Annotated in this window: 20 protein-coding genes; 8 read left to right on the top strand and 12 right to left on the bottom strand. The window is 59.8% G+C overall.

Annotated features, from left to right (window positions below; all coding sequences use genetic code 11):
* Positions 1–16: 16 nt before the first annotated feature.
* Entirely contained in the window at positions 17–1225 is a 1209-nt protein-coding gene (uxuA, locus tag CFB10_RS06445; protein ID WP_020011809.1) for a mannonate dehydratase, read from the top strand.
* Positions 1226–1252: 27 nt separating this feature from the next.
* On the opposite strand, the gene CFB10_RS06440 is transcribed toward uxuA, so the two are convergent.
* Complete coding sequence (locus tag CFB10_RS06440) at positions 1253–1606, bottom strand: VanZ family protein (RefSeq protein WP_020011810.1); 354 nt, start codon at positions 1604–1606, stop codon at positions 1253–1255.
* A gap of 244 nt (positions 1607–1850) precedes the next feature.
* Between CFB10_RS06440 and CFB10_RS06435 the strand changes: the two genes are divergently transcribed.
* Both CFB10_RS06435 and aztD read left to right on the top strand, forming a co-directional pair.
* Entirely contained in the window at positions 1851–3362 is a 1512-nt protein-coding gene (locus CFB10_RS06435; protein WP_020011811.1) for an aldehyde dehydrogenase (NADP(+)), read from the top strand.
* A 302-nt stretch (positions 3363–3664) separates the two neighbouring features.
* Positions 3665–4915: a zinc metallochaperone AztD gene (gene aztD, locus CFB10_RS06430; RefSeq protein WP_026363950.1), complete on the top strand. Its 1251-nt coding sequence runs from the start codon at positions 3665–3667 to the stop codon at positions 4913–4915.
* A gap of 67 nt (positions 4916–4982) precedes the next feature.
* Here the strand turns inward: aztD and CFB10_RS06425 are convergent, their stop codons facing one another.
* From CFB10_RS06425 to CFB10_RS06410, 4 genes are read right to left on the bottom strand one after another with little or no spacing between them, the layout of a single operon-like run.
* Positions 4983–5981, bottom strand: a complete 999-nt coding sequence (locus tag CFB10_RS06425; protein WP_020011814.1) for a TRAP transporter substrate-binding protein — start codon at positions 5979–5981, stop codon at positions 4983–4985.
* Between the two features lie 16 nt (positions 5982–5997).
* Complete coding sequence (locus CFB10_RS06420; RefSeq protein ID WP_026363951.1) at positions 5998–7830, bottom strand: TRAP transporter large permease subunit; 1833 nt, start codon at positions 7828–7830, stop codon at positions 5998–6000.
* A 31-nt stretch (positions 7831–7861) separates the two neighbouring features.
* The gene (locus CFB10_RS06415) at positions 7862–8989 is read right to left on the bottom strand and encodes an LLM class flavin-dependent oxidoreductase (protein ID WP_020011816.1); all 1128 of its coding nucleotides are present in this window, start codon (positions 8987–8989) and stop codon (positions 7862–7864) included.
* A complete protein-coding gene (locus CFB10_RS06410) occupies positions 8986–9837 on the bottom strand; it encodes an ABC transporter substrate-binding protein (protein ID WP_020011817.1) in 852 nt (283 codons plus the stop codon). The genes CFB10_RS06415 and CFB10_RS06410 overlap by 4 nt, the downstream gene beginning before the upstream one ends.
* Before the next feature lie 211 nt (positions 9838–10048).
* On the opposite strand from CFB10_RS06410, the gene CFB10_RS06405 reads away from it, so the two are divergent.
* Both CFB10_RS06405 and CFB10_RS06400 read left to right on the top strand, forming a co-directional pair.
* Positions 10049–10414 (top strand): helix-turn-helix transcriptional regulator, encoded by a 366-nt coding sequence (locus CFB10_RS06405; protein ID WP_003500789.1) that lies wholly within the window; start codon positions 10049–10051, stop codon positions 10412–10414.
* Between the two features lies 1 nt (position 10415).
* Positions 10416–11045, top strand: a complete 630-nt coding sequence (locus CFB10_RS06400; RefSeq protein ID WP_020011818.1) for a glutathione S-transferase family protein — start codon at positions 10416–10418, stop codon at positions 11043–11045.
* Between the two features lie 6 nt (positions 11046–11051).
* Here CFB10_RS06400 and CFB10_RS06395 read toward each other — a convergent pair whose 3' ends face one another.
* The gene (locus CFB10_RS06395; protein ID WP_026363952.1) at positions 11052–12887 is read right to left on the bottom strand and encodes an ABC transporter ATP-binding protein; all 1836 of its coding nucleotides are present in this window, start codon (positions 12885–12887) and stop codon (positions 11052–11054) included.
* 216 nt (positions 12888–13103) lie between these two features.
* Positions 13104–14300 carry an aminotransferase class V-fold PLP-dependent enzyme gene (locus tag CFB10_RS06390; RefSeq protein WP_026363953.1) on the bottom strand — a complete coding sequence of 399 codons (1197 nt, stop codon included), beginning with the start codon at positions 14298–14300 and terminating at the stop codon, positions 13104–13106.
* A gap of 89 nt (positions 14301–14389) precedes the next feature.
* On the opposite strand from CFB10_RS06390, the gene CFB10_RS06385 reads away from it, so the two are divergent.
* Entirely contained in the window at positions 14390–15226 is an 837-nt protein-coding gene (locus tag CFB10_RS06385; protein ID WP_026363954.1) for an IclR family transcriptional regulator, read from the top strand.
* A gap of 6 nt (positions 15227–15232) precedes the next feature.
* Here CFB10_RS06385 and CFB10_RS06380 read toward each other — a convergent pair whose 3' ends face one another.
* The 5 genes from CFB10_RS06380 to CFB10_RS06355 form a co-directional block, all read right to left on the bottom strand.
* Positions 15233–15727, bottom strand: a complete 495-nt coding sequence (locus CFB10_RS06380) for a RidA family protein (RefSeq protein ID WP_020011822.1) — start codon at positions 15725–15727, stop codon at positions 15233–15235.
* A gap of 85 nt (positions 15728–15812) precedes the next feature.
* The gene (locus tag CFB10_RS06375) at positions 15813–17036 is read right to left on the bottom strand and encodes an amidohydrolase/deacetylase family metallohydrolase (RefSeq protein ID WP_020011823.1); all 1224 of its coding nucleotides are present in this window, start codon (positions 17034–17036) and stop codon (positions 15813–15815) included.
* 1 nt (position 17037) lies between these two features.
* Complete coding sequence (locus CFB10_RS06370; protein ID WP_020011824.1) at positions 17038–17913, bottom strand: ABC transporter permease; 876 nt, start codon at positions 17911–17913, stop codon at positions 17038–17040.
* Positions 17913–18854: an ABC transporter permease gene (locus tag CFB10_RS06365; protein ID WP_026363955.1), complete on the bottom strand. Its 942-nt coding sequence runs from the start codon at positions 18852–18854 to the stop codon at positions 17913–17915. Before CFB10_RS06365 ends, CFB10_RS06370 begins: the two co-directional genes overlap by 1 nt.
* 326 nt (positions 18855–19180) lie before the next feature.
* A complete protein-coding gene (locus CFB10_RS06355) occupies positions 19181–20707 on the bottom strand; it encodes an ABC transporter substrate-binding protein (protein ID WP_026363956.1) in 1527 nt (508 codons plus the stop codon).
* 503 nt (positions 20708–21210) lie between these two features.
* On the opposite strand from CFB10_RS06355, the gene CFB10_RS06350 reads away from it, so the two are divergent.
* Positions 21211–22335, top strand: a complete 1125-nt coding sequence (locus tag CFB10_RS06350; protein ID WP_020011827.1) for a glycosyltransferase family 4 protein — start codon at positions 21211–21213, stop codon at positions 22333–22335.
* Between the two features lie 416 nt (positions 22336–22751).
* A complete protein-coding gene (locus tag CFB10_RS06345; RefSeq protein WP_020011828.1) occupies positions 22752–23948 on the top strand; it encodes a polysaccharide biosynthesis/export family protein in 1197 nt (398 codons plus the stop codon).
* Positions 23949–24097 lie beyond the last annotated feature (149 nt).

Genomic DNA, 24097 nt, shown 5'->3' with positions numbered 1-24097 from the left:
TATTTGAGGATTTAAGATGAGACATACATGGCGCTGGTTCGGCCCGGTCGACAAGGTCACGGTTCAGGATGCGGCTCAGGCGGGGGCGGAAGGCATTGTCAGTGCGCTGCACCACATCGCCACCGGCGATGTCTGGCCGGTGGACGAGATCGCCAAGCGGCATGAGGCCATCAAGGCCGGCGGTCTTTATTGGGACGTGGTGGAAAGCGTGCCCGTTTCCGAGGATATCAAGACCCAGACCGGCGATTGGAAAACCCACATATCCAACTGGCAGGAGACGCTGCGCCGCCTTTCCGCCTCCGGCATCCGCACTGTCTGCTACAATTTCATGCCCGTGCTGGACTGGACCCGCACCGACCTGCGCTGGGAAACCAGACACGGCGCGAAGGCGATGCGCTTCGATCTTACCGATTTCGCCGCCTTCGACATTCACATCCTGAAGCGCCCGGACGCAACGGCCGATTATCCGGACTGGCTGGAGGAAGAGGCAGCAAAACGCTTCACTGAGATGCCGGATACAAAAATCGCAGCGCTCGGGCGTAATATCGGCGCGGGTCTGCCGGGCTCGGCGGATGGTTATACGCTTGCCCAGCTTCTGGAAAAGCTGCGCTCCTATCACGGCATTAACCGCGAAAGGCTAAAGCAGAACCTCATCGACTTTCTCTCCGAGGTGACGCCCGTTGCCGAAGAAGTCGGTATCAACATCTGCGCCCATGGCGATGATCCGCCGTGGCCGCTGCTCGGCCTGCCGCGTATCCTCTCCACCGAGGCCGACTATGCCCATATGCTCTCAAAGGTCGATAGCCGCGCCAATGGCGTGACGCTCTGCACCGGCTCTCTCGGCGCGCGGGCGGATAACGACCTGCCCTTCATCGCCAGCCGTTTTGCCGACCGCATCCATTTCGTGCATCTGCGCAACGTGACGCGCGACACGGACACCGTGCCCTGCTCCTTCTTCGAAGACGAACATCTGGAAGGCGGAACCGACATGGTCGCCGTCATCGCCGCACTCGTCACCGAAGAGGCGCGCCGCCGGTCGGAGGGCCGAGAAGACCACACCATTCCAATGCGCCCTGACCACGGCCAGGAAATTCTCGACGACCTGACGCGCGGCGCGCAACCCGGTTATCCCGCCATTGGCCGGCTGAAGGGGCTGGCGGAACTGCGCGGCATCGAGCGCACGCTGTCGCACAGCCGTTTCGGTCTTGCGAACGGCAAAGGCTGAACAGGAGAATTGACCGCGGACGGCCCATCAGCCTGCGGTCAACCGCGCCCGGAAAAAGAGATAGGAGAAGGTTGCAAGTCCACCGGCAACTGCTCCGGCGGCTTTCACGGCGACATCCGTCAGCTGCGGATGACGTGTCGGAGACAGAAATTGCAGCGCCTCGATGCCGAAAGCCGCGACAATGCCCGCTATAATGATCGCCAGCCAATAACGCGGATAGGCGAGCACGAAGGCGGCAGAGCAGAAAGCGAAGGCGGCAGCGCGGTCTATGCCAACCGTCGTCAGCGTATGCGGCCGAAATCCGATCGGGCAGATTGTAACGATCACGATCAGCAGCAGAACCGACCAGGCGACATATTTCGGAAGTCTATTTGTCATCATGGCGTCACAATAAAGCGCCGTGTGCGTAAACGGAAGCGGGTCTTTTTCACGCCTCGCCCAATTAATCACACTTTTTGGTCAGATAGTTGAAAAACCGGCTTTCGCTCAAGCCCCACACGGGCTAAGGCAGAAGGCAACCGGGCGAGGATCGCGGCTGATGGCGTTTGCGCTGTCGCTTTTCGGTCTGGCGTCACGGTGTCGGGTGGATTTTCCACACAGGATCAGATTTTCAGGGAAGAGCACAATGAGTTTCAAGCCGCACGGCAAACATCTGGTTGCAGGAGAATGGGTCGCAACGGAAGCAAAATTCCGCAGCGAGCCTGCACATGGCGAAGCTTTCGATTTTTCGGTCGGCACCGTCGATCTGGTGAACAAGGCCGCAGAAGCAGCCGAAGAAGCCTTCTGGAGCTACGGTTATACCACCCGCGAAGAGCGCGCCGCATTCCTCGACACCATCGCCGATGAGATCGAAGCCCGCGCCGACGCCATCACCGAAATCGGCTCGTCCGAAACCGGCCTGCCCGCAGGACGCCTGCAGGGCGAACGCGGCCGCACCGTTGGCCAGCTGCGCCTTTTCGCTTCGCATATCCGTAAGGGCGATTATCTCGACCGTCGCCATGACGAAGCGCTGCCGGATCGCCAGCCGCTGCCGCGCCCGGATATCCGCCTCATGCAGCGCCCGATCGGCCCCGTTGCGGTCTTCGGCGCCTCCAACTTCCCGCTCGCTTTCTCCACCGCCGGTGGTGATACCGCAGCGGCTCTGGCGGCCGGCTGCCCGGTGGTCGTCAAGGGCCACTCCGCCCATCCCGGCACCGGCGAAATCGTTGCCGAAGCCGTTCTCGCCGCCGTCAAGAAGCACAATCTGCATCCCGGCGTCTTCTCGCTGATCCAGGGCGGCCGCCGCGATGTCGGCTCCGCGCTCGTCCAGCATCCGCGCATCAAGGCAGTCGGTTTCACCGGTTCGCTCGCCGGCGGCCGCGCGCTGTTCGACCTCTGCGCCCAGCGCCCCGAGCCGATCCCTTTCTTCGGCGAACTCGGTTCGGTCAACCCGATGTTCCTGCTGCCGGAAGCCGTTTCCGCTCGCGGTGAAGCCATCGCCAAGGGCTGGGCGGGTTCGCTCACCATGGGTGCCGGCCAGTTCTGCACCAATCCGGGCATTGCCGTCGTTCTTGCCTCGCAGGCAGACACGGTCGCGGAAACCGCGCGTGCTGCTCTTTCCGAAGTCGGCCCGCAGGTCATGCTGACCGATGGCATCGCTTCGGCCTATCGTGATGGCCGCGACCGCATCGCTGCCGGCAACGGCGTGCGCGACGTGTTGACCACCTCCTGCAACCTGCGCAATGCAACACCTTATCTCTACCGTGTTGCCGGCAAGGACTGGGTTGCCAACCATGCACTCGCAGAAGAAGTCTTTGGACCGCTCGGCCTGATCGTCACGGTCGAAAGCACGGAAGAAATGATCGAAGTCGCCAAGAGCTTCGAAGGCCAGCTGACGGCAACCCTGCATCTGGATGCCGGCGACGCCGAACTCGGCCGCAAGCTGCTGCCGATCCTGGAACGCAAGGCGGGCCGCGTTCTCGCCAACGGCTTCCCGACCGGCGTTGAAGTCTCCGAAGCCATGGTTCACGGCGGCCCCTACCCGGCGTCGACGAACTTCGGCGCAACTTCGGTCGGCACCATGTCGATCCGCCGCTTCATGCGCCCGGTTTCTTATCAGAACATTCCTTCGGACGTTCTGCCGGAAGACATTCGCTAATCACTGAAAGGCAGGCGCGGCAATGCGCCTGCCTTCAGCGCCGGAACCTCCGCTTCCGTCATCCCCGGGTGAAGCCCGAGGATGACGTCGCGTTTGCGGCCTTTCACGGAAGCCCCGACGCTTCAACGCTTCACCGATATACACTTTCCAGATTTTCAGCAGCACGGCGTCCACGTCGGTTGACATGGACCCTGTGCATAATGCTAATACGTCTTTCGTAACGTAATAACATTACAATCATTCTCAAAGACCCGCTATCGGTTCGAACCCGCAAGAGGATGACAACGTCTGGAAGGAACACCATGAGATTTTCCCTTCATCACCATTTCGGCATGAGCGCACTCGCCACATGCCTTGCACTTGCCACGCCGCTCATTCCAGGCATGGCGCTGGCAGAAGAAAGCAGTGACAGCATCAAGGAATGGCGGCTATTCGTCGCCGATCACAGCCAGCCGGTGGTGCGCGCAATCGATTTCGAAACCGGCAAGGAACTTGGGCGCTATGATCTCAAAGGCTATGCGGCGCTGACCGCCAGCGCCTCCGGCATGACGGTTTTCGCGACGCAATCGGATGCCGACATGGTGCATGTAATCAAGACCGGCATCGTTTTTTCCGATCACGGTGAGCATCGCGATCTGAATGTGGAGGATGCCGCGCTTCTGCCCGTCACCTTCGAAGGCAAGCGCCCTTTCCACGTCGTGCCGCATGATGACCATGCGATCCTCTTTTATGACCGTGGCGGCAAGGCTGAGATAATCGACGAGGGAGCATTGCTTGACGGCAAGGCCAAGGTCCGCACCGTCGACACGACTGCACCGCATCATGGTGTGGCGGTGACGATGGGGCGTTACGTTCTGGTTTCCGTGCCGAATACCGAGGTCGAAACAAAACCCGATGCGCTGCCGCCACGCATAGGGCTGCGCGTTCTCGACAGGGAGGGCAAGCAGGTTGGCGAACAGGCGGCATGCACCGATCTGCATGGCGAGGCGACATCCGCACGGCTTGTCGCCTTCGGCTGCAAGGAAGGCATTCTCGTTGCCCGCCCGGGCGGCACCGATGGTCCGAAGCTTGAAATGCTGACCTATCCCGAGGATTTCCCGAAAGCCTATACCGGCACACTGCTTGGCGGCAAATCCATGCAGTTCTTCCTCGGCAATTACGGTGAGGACAAGGTCGTCCTGATCGATCCTGATAGCAAGGACGCCTTCCGTCTGGTGGAGCTGCCGACCCGGCGCGTGGATTTCATCCTCGATCCCGCCAATCCGCGCAACGCCTATATTCTGACGGAAGACGGTGACCTGCATGTGCTTGATGTGCTGGAAGGCGCGATCACCCGCAAGGCAAAGGTCACCGAGCCCTACAGCAAGGACGGCCATTGGCGTGATCCGCGCCCGCGTCTGGCCGTTGCCGATGGGCAGGTCGCGATCTCCGATCCGCGCCATTCACTCATCCGCGTGGTGGATGCGGAAAGCCTGAAGGAAACCCGCACGCTTGCGGTGGAAGGCCAGCCTTATTCTATCGTTGCCGTCGGCGGTTCAGGCGCTTCGCACTGATCTTGCGCAACAAAAACCCCGTGCGCCGATCGACGCACGGGGTTCTCCAATTTGGAAATGCTGATCCTCAGGCGGACTGGATCGCCTCGATCCTGTCGATACCGCCGACGATGCCGGCGAAATCCTGCCAGACGCCCTGAGCACCCTTGCGCCATTCATCCAGCGCTTCCGGCTGCAGCACCTTGCCGCCCTTGGAGAGCGCAAGCTCTACGGACTTCGTCTCGTCTTCAACGATCAGCTGGTTGAAATATTGCGCGCCTTCGCTGGAGGCTTCCGAAAGAACCTTCTTTTCCTCATCATCCAGCTGGTTCCAGAAGGTCGCGCCATAATAGACGACGCCCGAGGCCCAGATATGGCCGGTCTCGGTCATATAAGGCACGACCTCGTAAAGCTTGAAGCCGGCATAGGCGGATTTGGTAAGGTCCATGGCGTCAGCCACGCCGGTCGCCAGCGCATTATAGGTTTCGGTAATTGGAATACCGACCGGCGTGGTGCCGAAGGCGCTCCAGAGCTTGGTGTGCAGCGGGCTCTGGATGACGCGGATTTTCTTGCCTTCGAGCTCAGCCGGCTTGGTCACCGGTTCCTTGGTCAGAAGATGACGCGCGCCGTAACTGATGAAATCCACGGCGACGAATTGCTGCGCGCCGAGCTTCGTCTTCAAGTCGTTGCCAGTCTCGCCCGTCACCACCTTGCGTACATGGGCGGCATCGCGGAACAGGAAAGGCAGGTCGAGGATCTGCAGTTCCGGAACCCAGCCGGAAAGCGAGGAAACCGTGGAGAGGCTCGCCTGAACCGATCCCAGACGGATGTTTTCCGCCACTTCTTTTTCGCCACCGAGCGCGCCGCTCTTGACGATGTTGAAGCGGAAACGGCCGGGCAGTTTCGCCTCCACCAGCTCGCTGATCTTCACCCAGATCTTCGTTTCCGGCTTGTCGTCGGCAAAAAGAGACGCAACGGTGAGGCTGCGGGTTCTGGCATTTGCGGTGCGAACGAAGGCCGGTGCAGCAAGCGTCGCCGCGCCAATGGCGGAGAATTTGAGGAGATTGCGGCGATCGATAATAGTCATGAATAAAACCCCGGATTTAGAAGAAAATCGCCCAGACGCACAAAATGGCCAGGGAAACGAGAAGGGAGACGAGATAGGGAACAACAGCCCGGAAAAGCGCCGTCGCCGGAATGCGCGTGACGCCGCTGACCACGAAGATCAGCATGCCGAGCGGCGGCGTCAGACCGTGGATCATCAGATTGACCACAAGGATGACGCCGAAATGGATCGGATCGATGCCGGCCGCCACGGCAGCGGGCAGCAGGATCGGCCCGAACAGCAGGATGGCAGCACCGATATCCAGCACCAGGCCGACCGCGAGCAGGATGAGGTTAGAGAGCAGAAGCACCGCGATCTTGCTGCCGCCGAGCAACGTCACGAAGTCAGTGACAAGGCCGGAAACATTATCGACCGCAAGCAGGAAGGCGAAAGGCCCTGCCGTGCCGATTAGAAGGCCGATGGCCGCCGCCTCGCCGGCCGATTGCCGGAAGGTTGCGAAGATGCGGCCCGCGCCCAGCCGGTAACCGAAGCCGAGAAGCAGCGTGTAGAGCGCTGCAAGTGCGGCCGCTTCCGTGGTGGTGACAATGCCGATGCGGATGCCGACCACCACGATGACGCCGAGACCGAAGGCGGGTATGGCGGCGATGGCGGAGCGCCAGCGCTCGGCTCCCGTGGCGCGCGGCAGGGTATCGACGCTGCGCACGCTCAAATGGATCGCCACCGCAAGGCAGATCGCCATCAGCCCGCCGGCAAAGAAGCCGCCCACCAGCAGCGAGCCGACCGATAGATTGGTGGCTGTGGCAAGGATCAGGAAGGCGATGGAGGGCGGGATGACGTTGTCGAGCACCGAGGTGGCGGCAATGATCGCACCCGCCTGCGCCGGTGGATAGCCGTGCTTGACGAGCTCCGGCTGGAAGGTGGAAGCGCCGAAGGCGGCGTTGGCGACAGAGGAACCTGAGGCGCCGGAAAACAGCACGCTGGTCAACAGCGTCGTCTGCGCCAGTCCCGCCCGCCGGTGCCCGACCATGGCAGCGGCAAAGCGAACCAGCTGGTTGGCGACGCCCGATTCCGTCAGCAGGCTTCCGGCCAGCAGGAAGAACGGGATGGCGAGCAGCAGGAATTTCGACATGCCGGTCACGGTCGAGGACACGATGGCCGGCTCGGGCAAGGTGCTGCCGAAGGCGATCGCCACGTAAGCCGCAGCGAGGAAGGCATGGGCAAGCGGTGCCGCCAGCACCAGCCCCACCGCCGCCGTCAGCGCCAGAAACAGGCTTGGCGGCAGTGTCGTATCGACGAAAACTTCCGGCAGGCCGACATAGGCCACGATGGCGATGGCTAGAGACGCGAGAACGGCAAGCGCCTTGCCTTCACTGACACGCTGAAGCGCGAGATAGAGAAGGATCAGCGCGCCGCCAGCGCCAAGAAAGCCGAACCGCACCCATTCAGGCAGGCCGAGCGTCGGAGACGTACCGCCCAGCATCGCCGCGATCTTCACCCCGCCGAAAGCGAGGATGAGCGCCGCGACGAAGGAAAATGCATCCGCCAGAACTTCGGTCGCGGCGTGAAAACGCTCAGGCAGAAACCGCACGAAAACATCAAGCCGCATGGCGAGCGCGCTTTTGAGACTGAGCGGCGCGCCGACCGCGATCATCGCCACATGCAGCCAGATGCCGAGGTCTTCCGCGCCGATAAAGCCGGTGTGAAACAGATAACGCAGGGTGACATTGACCAGCACCACCACGAGAAGCGTGGCAAGGATTGCGGCGGCGACAGCACCGAGCGCCTTGTCCAGCACGGCAAGCACCCGCTCGGCTATGCGTTGGGGGCCGATGCGCCGTTGTGCAATTGTTGTTGCCGGACTTGCCGTCATGTCTTTTTTCTCCACTCCCGGAAGGCCATGCTTACGATGCCTTTGCCGAGAGGTCGCGGTCGAACAAGGTCGACCATGTGAATTGTTTCGCCGACGAGACTTCCCGCGATACATCAAGACGCGGAAGAACCTTTTCCCCGAAGCGGAATGCTTCTTCCAGCAATGGCATGCCGGACAGAATAAAGGTATTCACGCCCGCCTTTTTATAGGCCTCCAGCGTACGGATGACCGTATCTGGCGAACCGACGATCGCGGTGCCCGGTCCCGGCCGGACAAGACCGATACCGGCCCAGAGATTGGGCGCGATTTCGAGATCGCGCAGGTTCTCCGGCTTCTGCCCGCCATGCATCGCCGTCATGCGCTGCTGGCCGACGGAATCCGTCTTGCCGACGAAACGCTGGTTGGCGGCAATCGCGCGCTCATCCATACGCCCGTAGAGATCGGCTGCGGCGGCCCATGCCTCTTCATCGGTATCGCGGACGATGACATAAAGCCGAATACCGTATTCCAGCTCGCGGCCGAGTTTCTCCGCCCGCGCCTTGACGAGATCGACCTTCGCACCGATCTGGTCTGGCGTTTCGCCCCAGGAAAGATAGGTCTCGACATGTTTGGCCGCAACGTCGATCGCCTTGTCCGAAGAACCGCCGAACCATAGCGGTGGCGGCTCGATGCCCTGCCCCACCGGCAGCGCCAGCTTTGCGCCTTCCGTCTGGAAATGCCGCCCCTTGAAATCGACCGTTTCACCGGCAAAAAGGCGGTGCCAGATCTGCAGATATTCATCCGCCATATCGTAACGCTCGTCATGCGGCATGGTCATGCCGTAAGCGCCGAGCATCTTGGCATCGCCCGAGACGACATTGATCAGCAGACGTCCGCGCGAAAACTCCTGAAGCGTCGCCGCCATCTTGGCGAGCAGCGTTGGCGCGACAAGGCCGGGATGAATGGCGACCAGAAACTTCAGCCGCTCGGTATAGGAAAGCAGCGCGCCCGCCAGAACCCAGACGTCATGCGCACCGGTGGCAAACAATGCGCCGGTGTAACCAAGCTGGTCGTAAGCGAGCGCCAGCTGCTTGTAATAACCGAGATCGACCTTGCGGGAGCCTTCCGGCTGCCAGGGATAGGCGCCATCGGGCGCGCACATGTACCAGAAAACATTCATCTGTCGCCTCCCGCGCTGGCTGATTGACCCGTTAGAACCGGTAAAGAGAAATGTCCGTGCCTGTAAAGCGTATCGGCCTCCTCCTGCTGCTCGGCAAGGATATTTTCGGCAGCGGGCACCACCGAAAGATCGCGCGAACGCAGCACCTTTGCCCATGACAGCGCGTCGCCTTCGCTGCCCTGCTCGGCGGCAAGAAGGGCTGCGGCCCTGTCTATATCCGCCATGACGGCCCGGCCGACACGGTCCAGTTCGGCGGCAATCGCCTCGCGTCTTTCCAGTGCTACAGTGTGACGCGCAAGCGTCCAGAACAGCGAGCGGTTGGGAATGGTGGAGCCGCAACGGACCAGAAGACTGATCTCTTCATGGGTCAGGGCTTTTTCGAGCCGTGGCGACATCGTCACCCAGGCATCGACGCGGCCTTCCACGAGGTCGCGCAGGCTATCGCTGTCGCCGCTTTCGATGCGTGTCACATCCGCAAGACCAAGTCCCGCCCCTTCCAGGCTACGCGCCAGAAGATAGGTGTGAAACGACCCGTCGATCAACGATATGCGCTTTCCCGAGAGATCGGCGGCGGAGCGGATCGGGCTATCCCGCCGCACGAGGATCGCGCCATTTGCGGGTCTCGGCGCAGACGCCGCGATATAGGCTGCTGAAAGCCCCCGCGCATCCGCCTCGATGGGCGGCGTCGAACCTGTGCCGCCGAAATGAATGTCGCCTTTTTCCAGAAGCGCTGCGGTATCGCGCCCTTCGCGATAGGGCACGAACTCCGGATCGAATTTATCAAAGGCGCCGGGCCAGAGCCGGGCGAGCCGCAAATGCAGATTGTTGGGATGGACCCCGATTTTCATGTCGACACCTCATTTCGCAATCAATCTACTTTTTTATAGAATGTTTTCGAGGAACGTTTTGGCGATCCTTGTCCGGAAAGCGAAAGAGAAATCTACTAATCCTGTAGATTTTAAAAAATGCTTGACCTGGTCAAATAGGGATTAATCAAGCCATTGAAATTTATCGCGATACAATTTACTTTTTTATAGTTTGAAAAATGGGCCTGTAGTCGTGACGAAACCGGTTTCCAATCTCATCTGCCGCAGCGTGGTGGAAGCGAGCGAGCTTTTGAAGCTTGTCGCCAACGCCAATCGCCTGGCCATCGTCTGTTATCTCATGGAAACGGAAGCCTCCGTTTCAGCACTTGAATATGAGCTCGGCATCCAACAGCCGACCCTTTCCCAGCAGCTAGCCGAACTACGCGACGCCGGCGTGATCGAAGGCTCGCGGGAAGGCAAACAGGTGATCTATCGCGTCACCGATCCGCGCATCGTCCAGCTGGTTCTGACATTGCGCGGTCTTTATACTGATCTTTCCGACGTAACCGGCAAGAAAGGCAGACGCGCTTTGCCGCTCGATGAGGCGATGTTCGATTAACATGATCGACCTCTATACCTGGATCACCCCCAACGGCCTGAAAATCTCAATTGCGCTGGAAGAACTCGGCCTGTCCTATGTCAGCCACGCCATCGACATCGAAAAAGGCGAGCAATTCTCAGCCGATTATACCCGCATCAATCCCGGCTCGAAAATCCCGGCGATCGCCGATCGCGATAACGGCACCATCCTGACGGAATCGAATGCGATCCTGATCTACCTCGCCGAAAAGGCCGGGCGGCTTCTGCCTGCCTCCAAGGCTGCACGGCTGGCAGTCACCGAATGGCTGATGTGGCAGGGCGCCAATTTTGGCCCGACACTCGGTTACGCCCATTATTTCCTGACCTATAATGCCGGACAGGCACCCTTTGCCGAGACGCGTTTCACGACGGATGTGGAGCGGCTATACAGGACATTGAACGACCGGCTGACGGGCCGGGAATTCATGGCCGGTGATTTTTCGATAGCCGATATCGCCATCTGGCCATGGGTCTCGCGTTTCGCGCGTCACAAAATCGACCTCGATGATTTTCCGGCAGTACAGCAATGGTATCGCCAGCTCGGACGGCGCGAAACATTCCAGCGTGGTTACCGCGTGCCTTTCGCGACGTCCGACGTACCGGGTCTTTAACCTGCTTTAGCAGGCGACAAGGTGGCCGGGCGACACCTCGCGATACTCACGCGGCTTCACCACGTAGTCGACCGCGCGGATCGGGCTTTTCAGCTCGTCATTCGCGGCATTCCGCCGGGTGTTCCTGCGGTCTGGGTCCGGCACCGGCACAGCGGCCATCAGCTTGCGGGTGTAATCATGCTGCGGATTGTCGAATACCGCTGCACGCGGACCGATCTCGACGATTTCGCCGAGATACATTACCGCGACACGGTGACTGACGCGTTCCACCACCGCCATGTCATGACTGATGAACAGGAAGGCGAGATCGAGGCTCTGCTGCAAATCTAGCATCAGGTTGATCACCTGCGCCTTGATCGAAACATCAAGCGCCGAAACGCTCTCATCGGCGACAATCACCTTCGGCTGAAGCGCAAGCGCGCGGGCGATGCAGATGCGCTGGCGTTGGCCGCCCGAGAATTCGTGGGGGTAACGCGCCGCCATATCGGGCGAGAGACCGACTTTTTTGAGCATGTCGGCCACGACATCCTTCGCCTCGCGGGCGCTTCCCATGCGGTGTTCCAGAAACGGTTCGGCAATCGCCGCACCCACCGTCATGCGCGGATTGAGCGAGGCGAAAGGATCCTGAAAGATCATCTGCACCGTCTTGCGCATCTCGCGCATGCCTGATTTGTCGAGAGCGAGAATATTCTCGCCATTGACCACCACCGAACCGGCATCCGGCTCGATCAGCCGCATGATCGCACGTCCCGTTGTCGATTTTCCGCAACCGCTTTCGCCGACCAATGACAATGTTTCGCCGGCTCGCAGATCAAAGGACACATTCTCCACCGCATGCACGCGGCCGCTGAGCCGTCCCAAAAGGCCGGAGTGAATGTCGAAGCGCTTGGTCAGCCCTTCCACCTTCAGCACTGGCTGGGCACTCGCATCGACGGTATCGCCCGGGCGCGCAGGTTGCTGCGTTTCCCCCGTGGTGGTGTTGACGATGGGAAACCGGAGCGGTCTTTCCTCACCTGTCATGGAACCCAGAACCGGAACAGCGGACAAAAGCGCGCGGGTATAGGGATGTTTGCCGCGATGGAAAATATCGGCCGTCGCGCCGACTTCCACCTGCTCGCCGCGATACATGACGACGGTGCGGTCGGCGATCTCAGCCACCACGCCCATATCATGGGTGATGAACAGAACCGATGTGCCTTCCTCTTCCTGAAGTGTCTTGATGAGGTCGAGAATCTGGCCCTGAATGGTCACATCGAGCGCCGTCGTCGGCTCGTCGGCGATCAGCAGTTTCGGCCGCGAGGCAAGCGCCATGGCGATCATCACGCGCTGGCGCATGCCGCCGGAAAAGCGATGCGGATACTCGTCGAAACGCGATGCGGCTGAGGGAATACGGACCTTTTCCAAGAGACGGATCGTCTCTGCCCGCGCCTCGGCTTTCGACATGGGCTGATGGCACAGCAAGGCTTCGGAAATCTGGTCGCCGATTGTGAATAGCGGATTCAGGCTGGTCATCGGCTCCTGAAAGATCATCGCGACCTCGTTGCCCCGCACCTGCCGCATGGCATCTTCGGAAAGGGACAGCAGGTTGCGCCCACCAAGCAGGATTTCGCCCTGAACCCTGCTGCTTTCCCGATCCAGCAGCCGCATGATGGAGAGCGAGGTGACGCTTTTGCCCGAGCCACTTTCACCGACGATCGCGACCGTCTCGCCCGGCCCGACATCGAAGGAAATATCACGCACCACGGGTTTCCAGCCACCATCCACGTGAAAGGACGTGGTGAGATTGCGGACGGAAAGCACGGCGTCCTCGGCACCAAGTGGTGCAGCCTGCGGCATGGTCATGATCGTTCCCTTCTTTTCTTCTCGTTTGAACTGTTCGGGCACGGCGTCGCCGCCTGTTTCTTCTCCCCGCCGGGGAGAAGGTGGCCCGAAGGGTCGGATGAGGGGGCACGGTTTCCGAAATCCGGCGAGGGTGCCCCCTCATCCCGCTGCCGCGACCTTCTCCCCGGCGGGGAGAAGAAGCTCGTGGCGCCCGCTCGTTCCATATGCAGTCGTTACTTAATCCGGCCAGCGCAGCATGCCGTCGAAGCGGTGGCGGCTGCGGTCGTCGAACGGAGTTGCAATCACCTCGTTGGAGGCGCGCGCCTTGTCCAGTTCCTCGGCGAGACGCGAAGCCACGATGGTTTCCTGGCCGGGGTGAAGGTTGCATGGGTCGAGATAGAAATAGCGATGCTCCACCTCGTGGTCGCGGGTGATGATCGGAGGATTGCCCCTGGCCAACGCCGTCGTCAGGTCCCAGGCGGTGATATGCGCTTCCTCGGCATCGATGATGACGCGCAGCCTGTCGAGCGGGTTATTGGTCGGATCCGGCTCGATCAGCGCCGTCACGCCGGGGCGGCCATCCAGCGTTTCCTTCCAGAGATTGAGATAGCCGGTCTCACGCTCACGGATGCCGGCATGGTCGCGCTTTTCCCAGGCTTCCAGCGCCGCCATGACGCCATAAATGCTTTCCTTGCCAACCTTCATGCCGCGGCCAATGCCCATATTCTGCAGGAAGGCGTTGCGCACCAGTTCCTTACTTCCGGCGACGATGCCTGATGTGGGGCCGCCGAGGAACTTGTGGCCGGAATAGAGCACCACATCCGCGCCCGTCGCCAGAAACAGCTTCAGGTCATATTCGGAAGCGGCATCGACGATGACAGGCACACCCTTGGCATGGGCGATCTCGACAAATTCGGAAAGATGCAGCAGGCCGTAATCGACCACATGATGCGAAACGACATAAACCGCCGCCGCCGTCTTTTCGGTGATGGCGTTTTCCATGTGGAAACGATGGGTGGATGTCGCCTGCCCGACCAGCACCACCTTGCCGCCGGCGAGCCGGATCGCCTGATCCACCGGTGCGCCATAGCTCACCACATGCCCCATCTGCACCAGAACCTCGTTCTTTTCCGGCGTCACATCGGGCAGCTTTTCGATGGCCAGAAGATTATTGCCGGTGATCGCACCCGCCACCGCAAGGCTGATGCCGGAGGAGCAGGAGGCCGTGATGAAACCAGCCTCACCGCCCGTCAGCCTTGCGATCACCGCGCTTGCCTTGCGCTGCAGATCGTTGATCTCGACAAATTGCGGCAGGATGGCCGCCATGGCTTCAACCGCTTCCGGAACGACGATGGAAGCGCCGAGCGAGGTCATGGTGCCCGAGACGTTGATGACCGGGCGAAGGCCGATCCTGCTTCTGATATCCTCGGTCATGTCTTTCTCCTGTCTTTGCGATGCGATGGGCATCGACATATATGCCATAATAATGTAATAGCTTCTCAAAATTCATGAGGAGCCGGAAATTGGACGCCCACAGACTGGACGAATTGTCTTCAACCGCCCCGTCCGACGCAGCGGAAAACCCGGACGCGAAGGGGGCCAAGCGCTCGCGCGTCAGCGGCATCGACCGCGCTCTTCAGGTGATTGATTATCTCTACGAAACCGGATCGCCGGCCGGCGCTTACGCGATTGCCAAGGCAGTCAGGGCGCCGCTTTCCACGGTCTATGTGATCATCGACGATCTCGTGGAAAAGAACATGCTGGCCCGCAATGCCGACGGCAACATCTGGCTCGGCGCGCGCCTTTACCATTACGGCCTTGCCTATGCCCGCTCGCTGGATTTCATGGGTGTCGCCACGCATGAAATGCATGATCTTTGCCGCCACGCCGGCGAAACCGTGCAGCTTTGCGGTCGTGACGGCGACCATATGCTGGTGCTGGCCATGGCCGATGGGCCGAGCCATTTTCAGGTTGCCTCGCGCGTCGGCACCCGTGTTCCCTTGAACTGGACCGCGTCCGGCCGCCTGCTGGTCGGCCACCTGCCGGAAGCGGAGCGTCTCGAACTTTTCCGGCGCTGCGCCCGCTCTTCGCCGACCGGTCGCGCGGAGATCAATCCGGAAACACTGTCGCAATCGGCGGCGACCGCCTTCCATGACCGGTTGTCGATACAGGTTGCCGAATCCGATTACGCCGTGGCCTGCATTGCCTCGCCGATCTGCGATAACAGGGGCGAATGCGTTGCGACGATCTCCATCGTGCTGCCGGAACAGAAGGTGCTGGCGGACGAGAACCACTACACCGAACAGGTCAGAGTCTCGGCGGAGCGGATCGAAAAGCTGATGGGCTGGCGCAACCATTAAATAGCCTCACCCCTTGAGCGCGACGATCGCTTCGATCTCGACGGTGATATTGCCCGGCAATGAGCCGAAACCCACGGCGGAACGCGCATGCTGCCCGGCATCGCCGAACACGTCGATGAAGAGATCGGAGCAGCCGTTGATGACGCTCGGATGATCACGGAAATCGCTGACGGCATTGACCATGCCCAGCAGTTTCACCACCTTCTTCACCCGCGACAGATCCCCCAGCGCCTCGTGCATGACGGCAAGCAGATTGATGCCGGTGAGCCGCGCATGGTTATAGGCCTCTTCCAGCCCGATTTCCGCGCCCACCTTGCCGGCGTAAAGATGGCCGTTTTCCTCCCTCGGGCCCTGCCCTGAAAGGTAAAGCATGTTGCCTTCCACCACATGGGTGACGAAATTGGCAATCGGCGGCGGCGGCGGCGGCAGGGAGATGCCGAGCGCGGCAAGCCGGTCATAGGGCGAAAGATGCCCTTCGGCATCAAGCGAAGACTGTTTCACGCGAATTCCTCATAATGCCGGGACGGGTATCCCGTCGTGTCTGCGGAAGGCGAAAGGCAATGCCCTCCGCCATTCCAGTCGGGGGTCAGCGCCAGGAATAACCATGGCTGTGGCGCACGAGCTTGCGCGCTCTTGGCACATAACGGCTCGCAGCAATGGCCTCTGCACCGATGACCGCGTAGCGCGGCTCGAACAGGCGCTTAAGACGCGACACGTCACCATTGGAATCCGTCGCTTCCAGATCGGCATCGACAAGATCGAAAACCGTGAAATCAGCGCGCTGGCCGACATCGAGGCGGTTTTCCATGTCGAGGCGGATGATGGAGGCGGGATTGCGGGTGACGGCCTCGACCACATTTTCGAAGGGCATATCGACCGAAAGCAGCTTCGACATGGTCGTCGCCAGATCCCAGACGGGGAAATTCATCGAATGGCCGTGCAAATCCGTGGAGATCGAGAAGGGCAAAAGGCCGCGCGCAATCGCCGCTTCCGCTACCTTGAAGGAGAAGGAAGCGCCGCCATGGCCGATATCCAGCCGGATGCCTTCCCCCGCGCAGCGTTCCGCAAGGTTGAACAGGTCCTCATCTTCCATGATGCTGGAGCCCGACTTGCCGTTGAAGCAATGGGTCACGACATCGCCGGGGCCGAGAATTTCCAGCACCTCATCGTAAAGTGCCGGCGGTTCGCCCACATGCACCATCATCGGCACTTTCAGGATCTTGGCGATCTTCTTGCCGAGCTTGACCGGCGTAACACCCCAGGAGCCGGTAATGACATGGCTCGCCCGCACCTTGAGGCCGACAATATGTTCGCTGTTTTCGGCGTAACATTCGATGATACGATCGAGGTCGATATCCTTGATATCGCGCAGTTCCGGCACCCGGTTGCAGGCGACAAGCCCGATGGAGCCGAGATTGAGGAAGGCCTTGATGCGTTCCTTCGAGGGCTCGATGATATATTCGCGGAAACCGTGGAAATTCGCTTCGCCCGCCGAACCGGCATCCACCAGGGTGGTGACGCCGCGCTCGGCCCCGCATTCGGAGGGGCGGATGGAGATATCGGTGCCGCCATGCCAGATATGCACATGCAGATCGACCCAGCCGGGCGAGATGAATGCGCCCTTCGCATCGATGCGCTGCGCATCCGCCGGCGCCTGAAGGGCAGGCCCGACCGCCGCGATCTTGCCGTCGCCGCCGATCAGAATATCGGTCGAGGCCTGTGGCGCACCCTTTCCAAAGCCGACGGGTTTCACATTGGAGAGAAGGATGGGAGCTTGAAGAGGCGTTTTCGCCTGTTCACCGGACGTCATATTACAAATCCCTTCGCAGTCTTGGGTCGAGCATGTCCCGCAGCCCATCGCCGACCATTTGCAGCGAGAGCACGGAAAGAATGATGGCAAAGCCGGGGAAATAGGTCATCCAGTCCGCCTGGCCGATATATTGGCGGCCGGCGGAGATCATGGTCCCCCAGGTCGGAATTTCGGGGCTGACACCGAGCCCCAGAAACGACAGGCCGGCCTCGGCCAGCATGGCGCTGGCGAAAAGGAAGGTGCATTGCACGAGGATCGGCGAGATCAGATTGCGCAGCACATGCCGCGTCATGATGTGGAAGGTGGAAATGCCCAGCGCCTTGGCCGCCTCCACATAGGGCAATTCGCGGATCACCAGCGTCGAGGCGCGCACGATGCGGGCAAGGCGCGGCGAATAAACGACCGAGAGCGCGATGATGACAGTCGTCAGCGACGGGCCGAGAGCGGCCACCAGCGCGATGGCCAGCAGAATATCCGGAAACGCCATCATGGCATCGATCAACCGCGCGATCGGCGTATCCAGCTTCTGGAAGAAACCGGCAAGCAGGCCGAGCGTGATGCCGATCAACGCCGAGAGCGCCACCACGGCGGCCCCCACCAGAAGCGATAGCCTTCCGGCAAAGATGGTGCGGGAAAAGACGTCACGGCCGAATTCGTCGGTGCCGAACCAGTAGAGTTCGCTCGGCGGTTTCAGGCGGTTCACGATCGACAGTTTCGACGGTGAATAAGGCGCGATCATCGGTGCGAAAACGGCGAGCAACACGAAGACGAGCAGCACGATCAGACCGGCGGCGACCGTCTTGCGCTTCAAAAGACGCCGAATGAACAGGATGGTTGGGTTGCGCGCCGGCTGGGCGGTGGAGGTGATATCGGCCATCAGTAACGAACCCTCGGATCGACCAGCAGGTAGAGCATGTCGATTGCAAAATTGATGAGCACGTAAAGCCCGGCGATGACGAGAAGCGCGCCCTGAATGACCGGATAATCGCGTCTCAACACGGCTGACACGACGAGATTGCCGATGCCGGGCAGGCCGAAGACGGTTTCCGTCACCACCGCGCCGGAAATAAGCACGGCGGCGGTGAGACCAAGTACGGTCAGGATGGGAATGAGCGCATTCTTCAGCGCATGCTTCATCACCACCCGGCGCTCCTTGACGCCCTTGGCTCTGGCAGTGCGGACGTAGTCGTCACCGAGAACATCCAGCATCGAGGCGCGGGTGAAACGCAGAATGAGGGCCGAGGAAACGAGACCGAGCGCGATTGCCGGCAAGGTCAGGTGATACATGCGCTCGAGGAAGCTTGCGCCCGGACCGCCATAACCCGACACCGGGAACATATCGAGCCGGACGGCGAAGAACTGCATGAGGATGAGGCCGAGCCAGAAGCTTGGAATACTCGCCGCCAGCATCGCTATGGTGGTCGCCGCCTGATCCACGAAGGAACCGCGCCGGTAAGCGGCATAGATGCCGATGGGAAGCGCGATGGCACTGGCAATCAGCAGCGAAAAGATCGTCAGGAAGAAGGTCGGTTCCGCCCGGTCCAGCAGGGCTGAGCCAACCGGCATGTTGAGAAAGATCGACTGGCCAAGATCACCGCGCAGCAATTGCCCGATATAATAGACATATTGCACGCCAAGCGACTGATCGAGCCCGAGCCGGGTGCGCAGTTCCGCAATGTCCTGCCCCGAGGCATCCGGCCCCAGCATCACCGCAGCCGGATCTCCGGGCGTGACGCGCAGGATGACGAAAACGATGGTGACGACGAGGAACATCACCACGATCATTCCGGCAAGTCTCTGGAAAATATACCGTATCACGTATGTATGCTCCAAAGCGCGTGATGGGCCGCTATCAGGCGACGGTTGAATAGAATTGTCGATGAGCGCCGGCAATTCCGGCACTCACGGTCGTAAAAATCGAACTCTCTCTTCTCGCGTCTATTTACCCCCCTCATTCCTGTGCTTGTCACAGGAATCTAGCCAGCCCAAGTCTTTGGGCTGAAAGGACTCCTCTCGCCGCGCGAGAGCCGCGTCGGCTGGATTCCTGTGACAAGCACAGGAATGAGGGGAGACGCGGCAAGGACACGAGGTCCGTGGCGACAGATGCCGGATGCAGTACCCGGCACTCGATTGCCAAACCGGCCTTACTTCGTAACCGAGGCGTTCCAGAAGTAGGGCCACGGAGCCGGATCGACGCCTTCCAGCTTGTTGGACTTGGCCGCCACGGCATTGAAGTCGCCGATCTTGAGGAGCGGCAGCTCGGCATAGATCGTCTTCTGCACATTGGCCCAGAGCGCGATGCGTTTGTCCGGATCGGCTTCGGAGGTGAAGGCGTCAACCGCCGCCTTGCGCGCCGGCGTGTCCCACCAGCCCGGCGAACTGGTGGACAGCGCGCCCATCAGCGCCGGTTCCGGCAGGAAGGGGCTGTGGCTGATATAGATGTCCCAGAGCTTCGGGTCGGCGCGGCGCTGCGTCAGCGTCGCCCAGTCCACCACCTGCATATCCACCTTGAAGCCGGCAAGCTTCAGATATTCCGCAGCGACCTGCGCCATCTTGTAGTGGAACTCATATTGGCGGCTGGTGAGGATGCGCAGCGGCTCACCATTATAACCGGCCGCCTTGAGCTTTTCAGCCGCGGCTTCCGGATTGCCGACATTGTAATTGCCCTCGACGCCGTCTTCCGTGTGCCAGGAGAAATTGTCGGGATAATAGGCGCCGTCAATCGCGTAAAAATCCTTGCTACCGAAAGCGGCTGCTAGCATGTCTTCCATGTTCAGCGCCTCGGTTATCGCCTTGCGCACCTCAAGCTTGGAAGACAGTCCCTCCTTGGTGTTAAACACGAAGACCGGGAAACCGAAAGGCTTCAGCATCAGCGGCTGCGACGCCGACGAGGACTTCACCTTGTCGAAGGATTCCACCGGAATGGAATCGACATAATCATACTGGCCGGAAACAGCGGCCTCGACACGGGTATTCGGATCAGGCACCGGAACGAAGCGAATTTCATCCAGATATTGATGGCGTGCGCCGCCATAACCGTCGCTTTCGCCATCGCGGGACTTGTAGCCGTCGAAACGGACGAGCTGGATATACTGATCGGCCTTGCGCTCCTTCAGCATGTAGGGACCGGTGCCGATGAATTCGGCCATCGGCTCCGCCTGCTTTTCAGCGGGCAGGATGATCGCCGCCGAATTGTTGAAGGCAAGCAGCGAGGTCAGCGGCGCATAGGGCTGCTTGAGGGTAATCGTCACCGTCGCCGCATTCGGTGCGGAGATATTCTCGATGAAGCCGGCTGCCTGCTTGCCGCGCGAGGCGATCTTCATCCAGCGGCCAAGCGAGGCGACGACATCTTCAGACGTCATGTCGCTGCCATCATGGAACTTGATGCCCTGCCGCAGCTTGATCGTGTAGGTTTTACCATCAGCACTGATCTCGGGCAGGCTTTCCGCCAGAAGCGGGGTCACCTTCCAGCCCTTGTCAAAGGTATAGAGCGTTTCGAAAATATGCTGCGTGACGATGCCGACGAGATCGGCGGTAGACGCCATGGGATCAAGTGTCGGCGGCTCACCGATCGTCGCGACATTGATGACGCCGCCCTTCTCCGCGGCCATCATTACGTTAGGTGCCAACAGCAAAGCGGCAGTGGCGAGAAATGCAAGTTTACGTCTCATGGTCAAGCTCCCAGCTCTTATGTGTTCCATTATTATGTTATATGCATCTTTATAACAGAATATCTCGATACGTCGCCGTGTCAATGACAATGCGGCATGGCGATGACTTTCCGTGATCGGCGAAACGGGAGGCAGGTTTGCGCGGGAGGCGGCAACAGGTTGTAAGGTGATGGAAAAATGGGGATTTTACCCAAAATGCAGCGCACCAAAAAATCCAACTCTTCCAGCCGGGACGGCGGGAATGACGGCAGGCGTTAGGCTGTAAAGGAAGAAAGGGAATTAAGAAGGTTGGATATTTCGCATTTGCGAACAAAGTGCTATTAAAGATCGGACCAACATCAGATCACCACATACATACCAGCACATTCTTATTAGTCGTTACGCTATTCATCACCGCCAGCCGTATTTTTAAAGGCTGCAGACAGACCTGATATTCTACACCGCCGAACTTTACTCCAAGGCGGAACATTCATTTTTATTACGTTGAAATTATTGGGGAAATTATGAAGACGGCAATCGTGCATGACTGGCTCACCGACAGAGGTGGCGCCGAAAAAGTGCTTCACAACCTTCTTGAAATTTATCCTCACGCGGACCTCTATTGCCTCGTCGATTTCATGAGCGAGCGGGACCGGGGGTTTCTCGGCGGGCGTCCCGTCAACACCTCCTTCCTCCAGAAACTGCCCTTCGCCCGAAAAAAATACCGCTCCTATCTGCCGCTGATGCCGCTCGCCATCGAACAGTTCGATCTGAGCGGCTATGATCTGGTGATTTCCTCGAGCTACGCGGTCGCCAAGGGCGTCATCACCGGGCCGGGCCAGTTTCACGTCTCCTATATCCATAGCCCCATCCGCTACGCCTGGGACCTGCAGCACCAATATCTCAAGGAAACCAGATTGACGCGCGGCTTCGCCTCATGGATCGCGCGCGCCGTTCTTCACTATATCCGCATGTGGGACATCCGCACCGCCAACGGCGTCGACCTGATGACGGTCAACTCCAAATTCATCCGCAACCGGGTGCGCAAGTGTTATGGCCGCGATTCCACCGTGATCTATCCGCCGGTGGATACGTCCCATCTTTCCCCGTCCGACCTCAAGGGTGACTATTTCGTCACGGCGTCGCGGCTGGTGCCCTACAAGAAAGTGCACCTTATCGTGGAAGCCTTTGCAAAGATGCCGGACAAACGTCTGGTCGTCATCGGCGACGGACCGGATATGAAACGTATCCGCGAAATCGCCACGCCGAACGTCGAAATCCTCGGTTTCGTCGGCAATGAGGAGCTTCACAAATATATGGCCGAGGCCAAGGCCTTTGTCTTTGCGGCAGAAGATGATTTTGGCATCGTGCCCGTCGAATCCCAGGCGCTCGGCACACCGGTCATCGCCTATGGCAAGGGTGGCGTGCTGGAAACCGTCGTTCCTCTCGGCGCCTCCAACCATCCGACCGGCCTTTATTTCGGTGAGCAGACACCGGAAGCGATCTGCGCCGCCGTACAGGAGTTCGTCGACAATTCCGATCGCTTCGACAAGAACGCCTGCATCAACAATGCCGCGCGCTTCTCGCGCGAGCGTTTCCTGCGGGAATTTGCGGATACCGTGAATTTCGCGCTGGCTGAGCGGGCATAACGAGCTAATAAAAACATTTATAAAACAATTGATTAGAACTCAATTGAATCAACCGCAAAAGAAACCGCGCAAGCGTGACAAAACTGCACTAGCGCAATGCGGTAATCAAAGAGATTATGGCAGCCGACTGAATATTGAAGCACAACAATACTGACACCATCAGGGGATTAAAACATCGTGCCTCACCCGAAGTTTTTCGGCGCAGTTGAGCGATGATGAACTTGAAGCATCACCTGAAACTGGGCATATGCCCGATTGGGGGGGCGTAAACATCTCGGGATGCGATTACGCTGAACGGATGTAATGCCGGTTTGGATTTCCTTTACCGGTGTCATTTATGAAGTGCTTGTTTTTAAAAACTTATACGATGTCCGGATTATTTCTGCTTTTCGGACGGCATTCATTTCGAGGACCAAATGCGTTTATTGAATGTTTCGATTCTGCTTGCCTCCGCAGCACTGGCGGGGTGCACGGTTACAGCGGCCTCAGGGCCCGATGCAGCGTCGATCGAATCTAACGCTTCCGTGAAATTCGCCTCCAAGGACAAGCAGAAAACCGCAGGTGTCGACTATGCGCTGCTCGATATCAACAGCGCCGTTCTCAATTACGTCGGCGATACCACAACCACGACCCTGCTCGGCAGTTTCGGCGGCGGCAAGGGTGGCGTTCCGGCCCTGCCGATGGGTGTCGGCGATGTGGTGCAGGTCGCAATCTTTGAAAGTCAGGCCGGCGGCCTGTTTATCCCGAACGACGCAGGCAGTCGCCCCGGCAACTTCATCAGCCTGCCGAACCAGACGGTGGACCGTGAAGGCAATATCAGCGTGCCCTACGCGGGCAAGATTCGCGCCACGGGCCGCAATGTCGAGGATGTGCAGAGCGAGATCGAGGAACGTCTCGCCAACCGCGCCATCGAGCCGCAGGTTCTCATCACCAAGATTTCCAGCCGCTCCGCGCAGGCCTCCGTGCTTGGCGACGTCAAGGAGCCGACCAAGGTCCAGCTTTCGGAAGCAGGTGATCGGGTTCTCGACGTCATCTCCTACGCCAAGGGCCTCAGCGCCCCGAATATCGAATCCTATGTCACGCTGATCCGCCGCGGCAAGACTGCGCGCGTCAACTACAACCACCTCGTCAGCACGCCGTCCGAAAACATCTATGTGGTTCCGGGCGACACGATCATGGTGGAGCGTGAGCGCCGCACCTATCTCGCCTTCGGCGCTTCTGGCCTGAATGGACGTTTCGAGTTCGAGGATGCCGATCTCAAGCTTTCGGATGCACTCGGCAAGGCGGGCGGGCTGCTCGATTCCCGTGCCGACCCCGCTCAGGTCTATGTCTATCGTATCGTCAAGCGCGATCTTCTCGTGAAGCTCGGCATCAACACGTCCAAGTTCCCCGGACAGGACGTTCCGGTCATCTTCCGCGCCAATCTGCGCGATCCGTCGACCTTCTTCGCCGCCACCAAGTTCCCGATGCAGGACCGCGACATCATCTACGTCACCAATTCGCAGGCCACCGAACTCTACAAGTTCCTGGATCTCGTCGGCTCCGTTCCGGCAACGACGGGCAATGTTGCCGAGGACGTTCTTGCCACACGCAACGCCATCCGAGCCTTCTGATCGTCGGCTTCTCGCCGCTCCATACCAAAGCCGCCCCGGAAACGAGGCGGCTTTTTCTTTGGCCGGAACCGGCGGTGAAGGTGAACATGATCAAGCATGGGCTTTCGGCACGAAGCGAAATCGTCCGCCCCCTGAAAGACAACGCATGT

Source organism: Agrobacterium sp. 719_389, assembly GCF_900188475.1.
In the GTDB taxonomy this organism is placed as follows: domain Bacteria; phylum Pseudomonadota; class Alphaproteobacteria; order Rhizobiales; family Rhizobiaceae; genus Agrobacterium; species Agrobacterium radiobacter.
The sequence above is the reverse complement of the archived record's forward strand: the minus strand, read 5'-3'. Positions and strand labels throughout refer to the sequence as shown.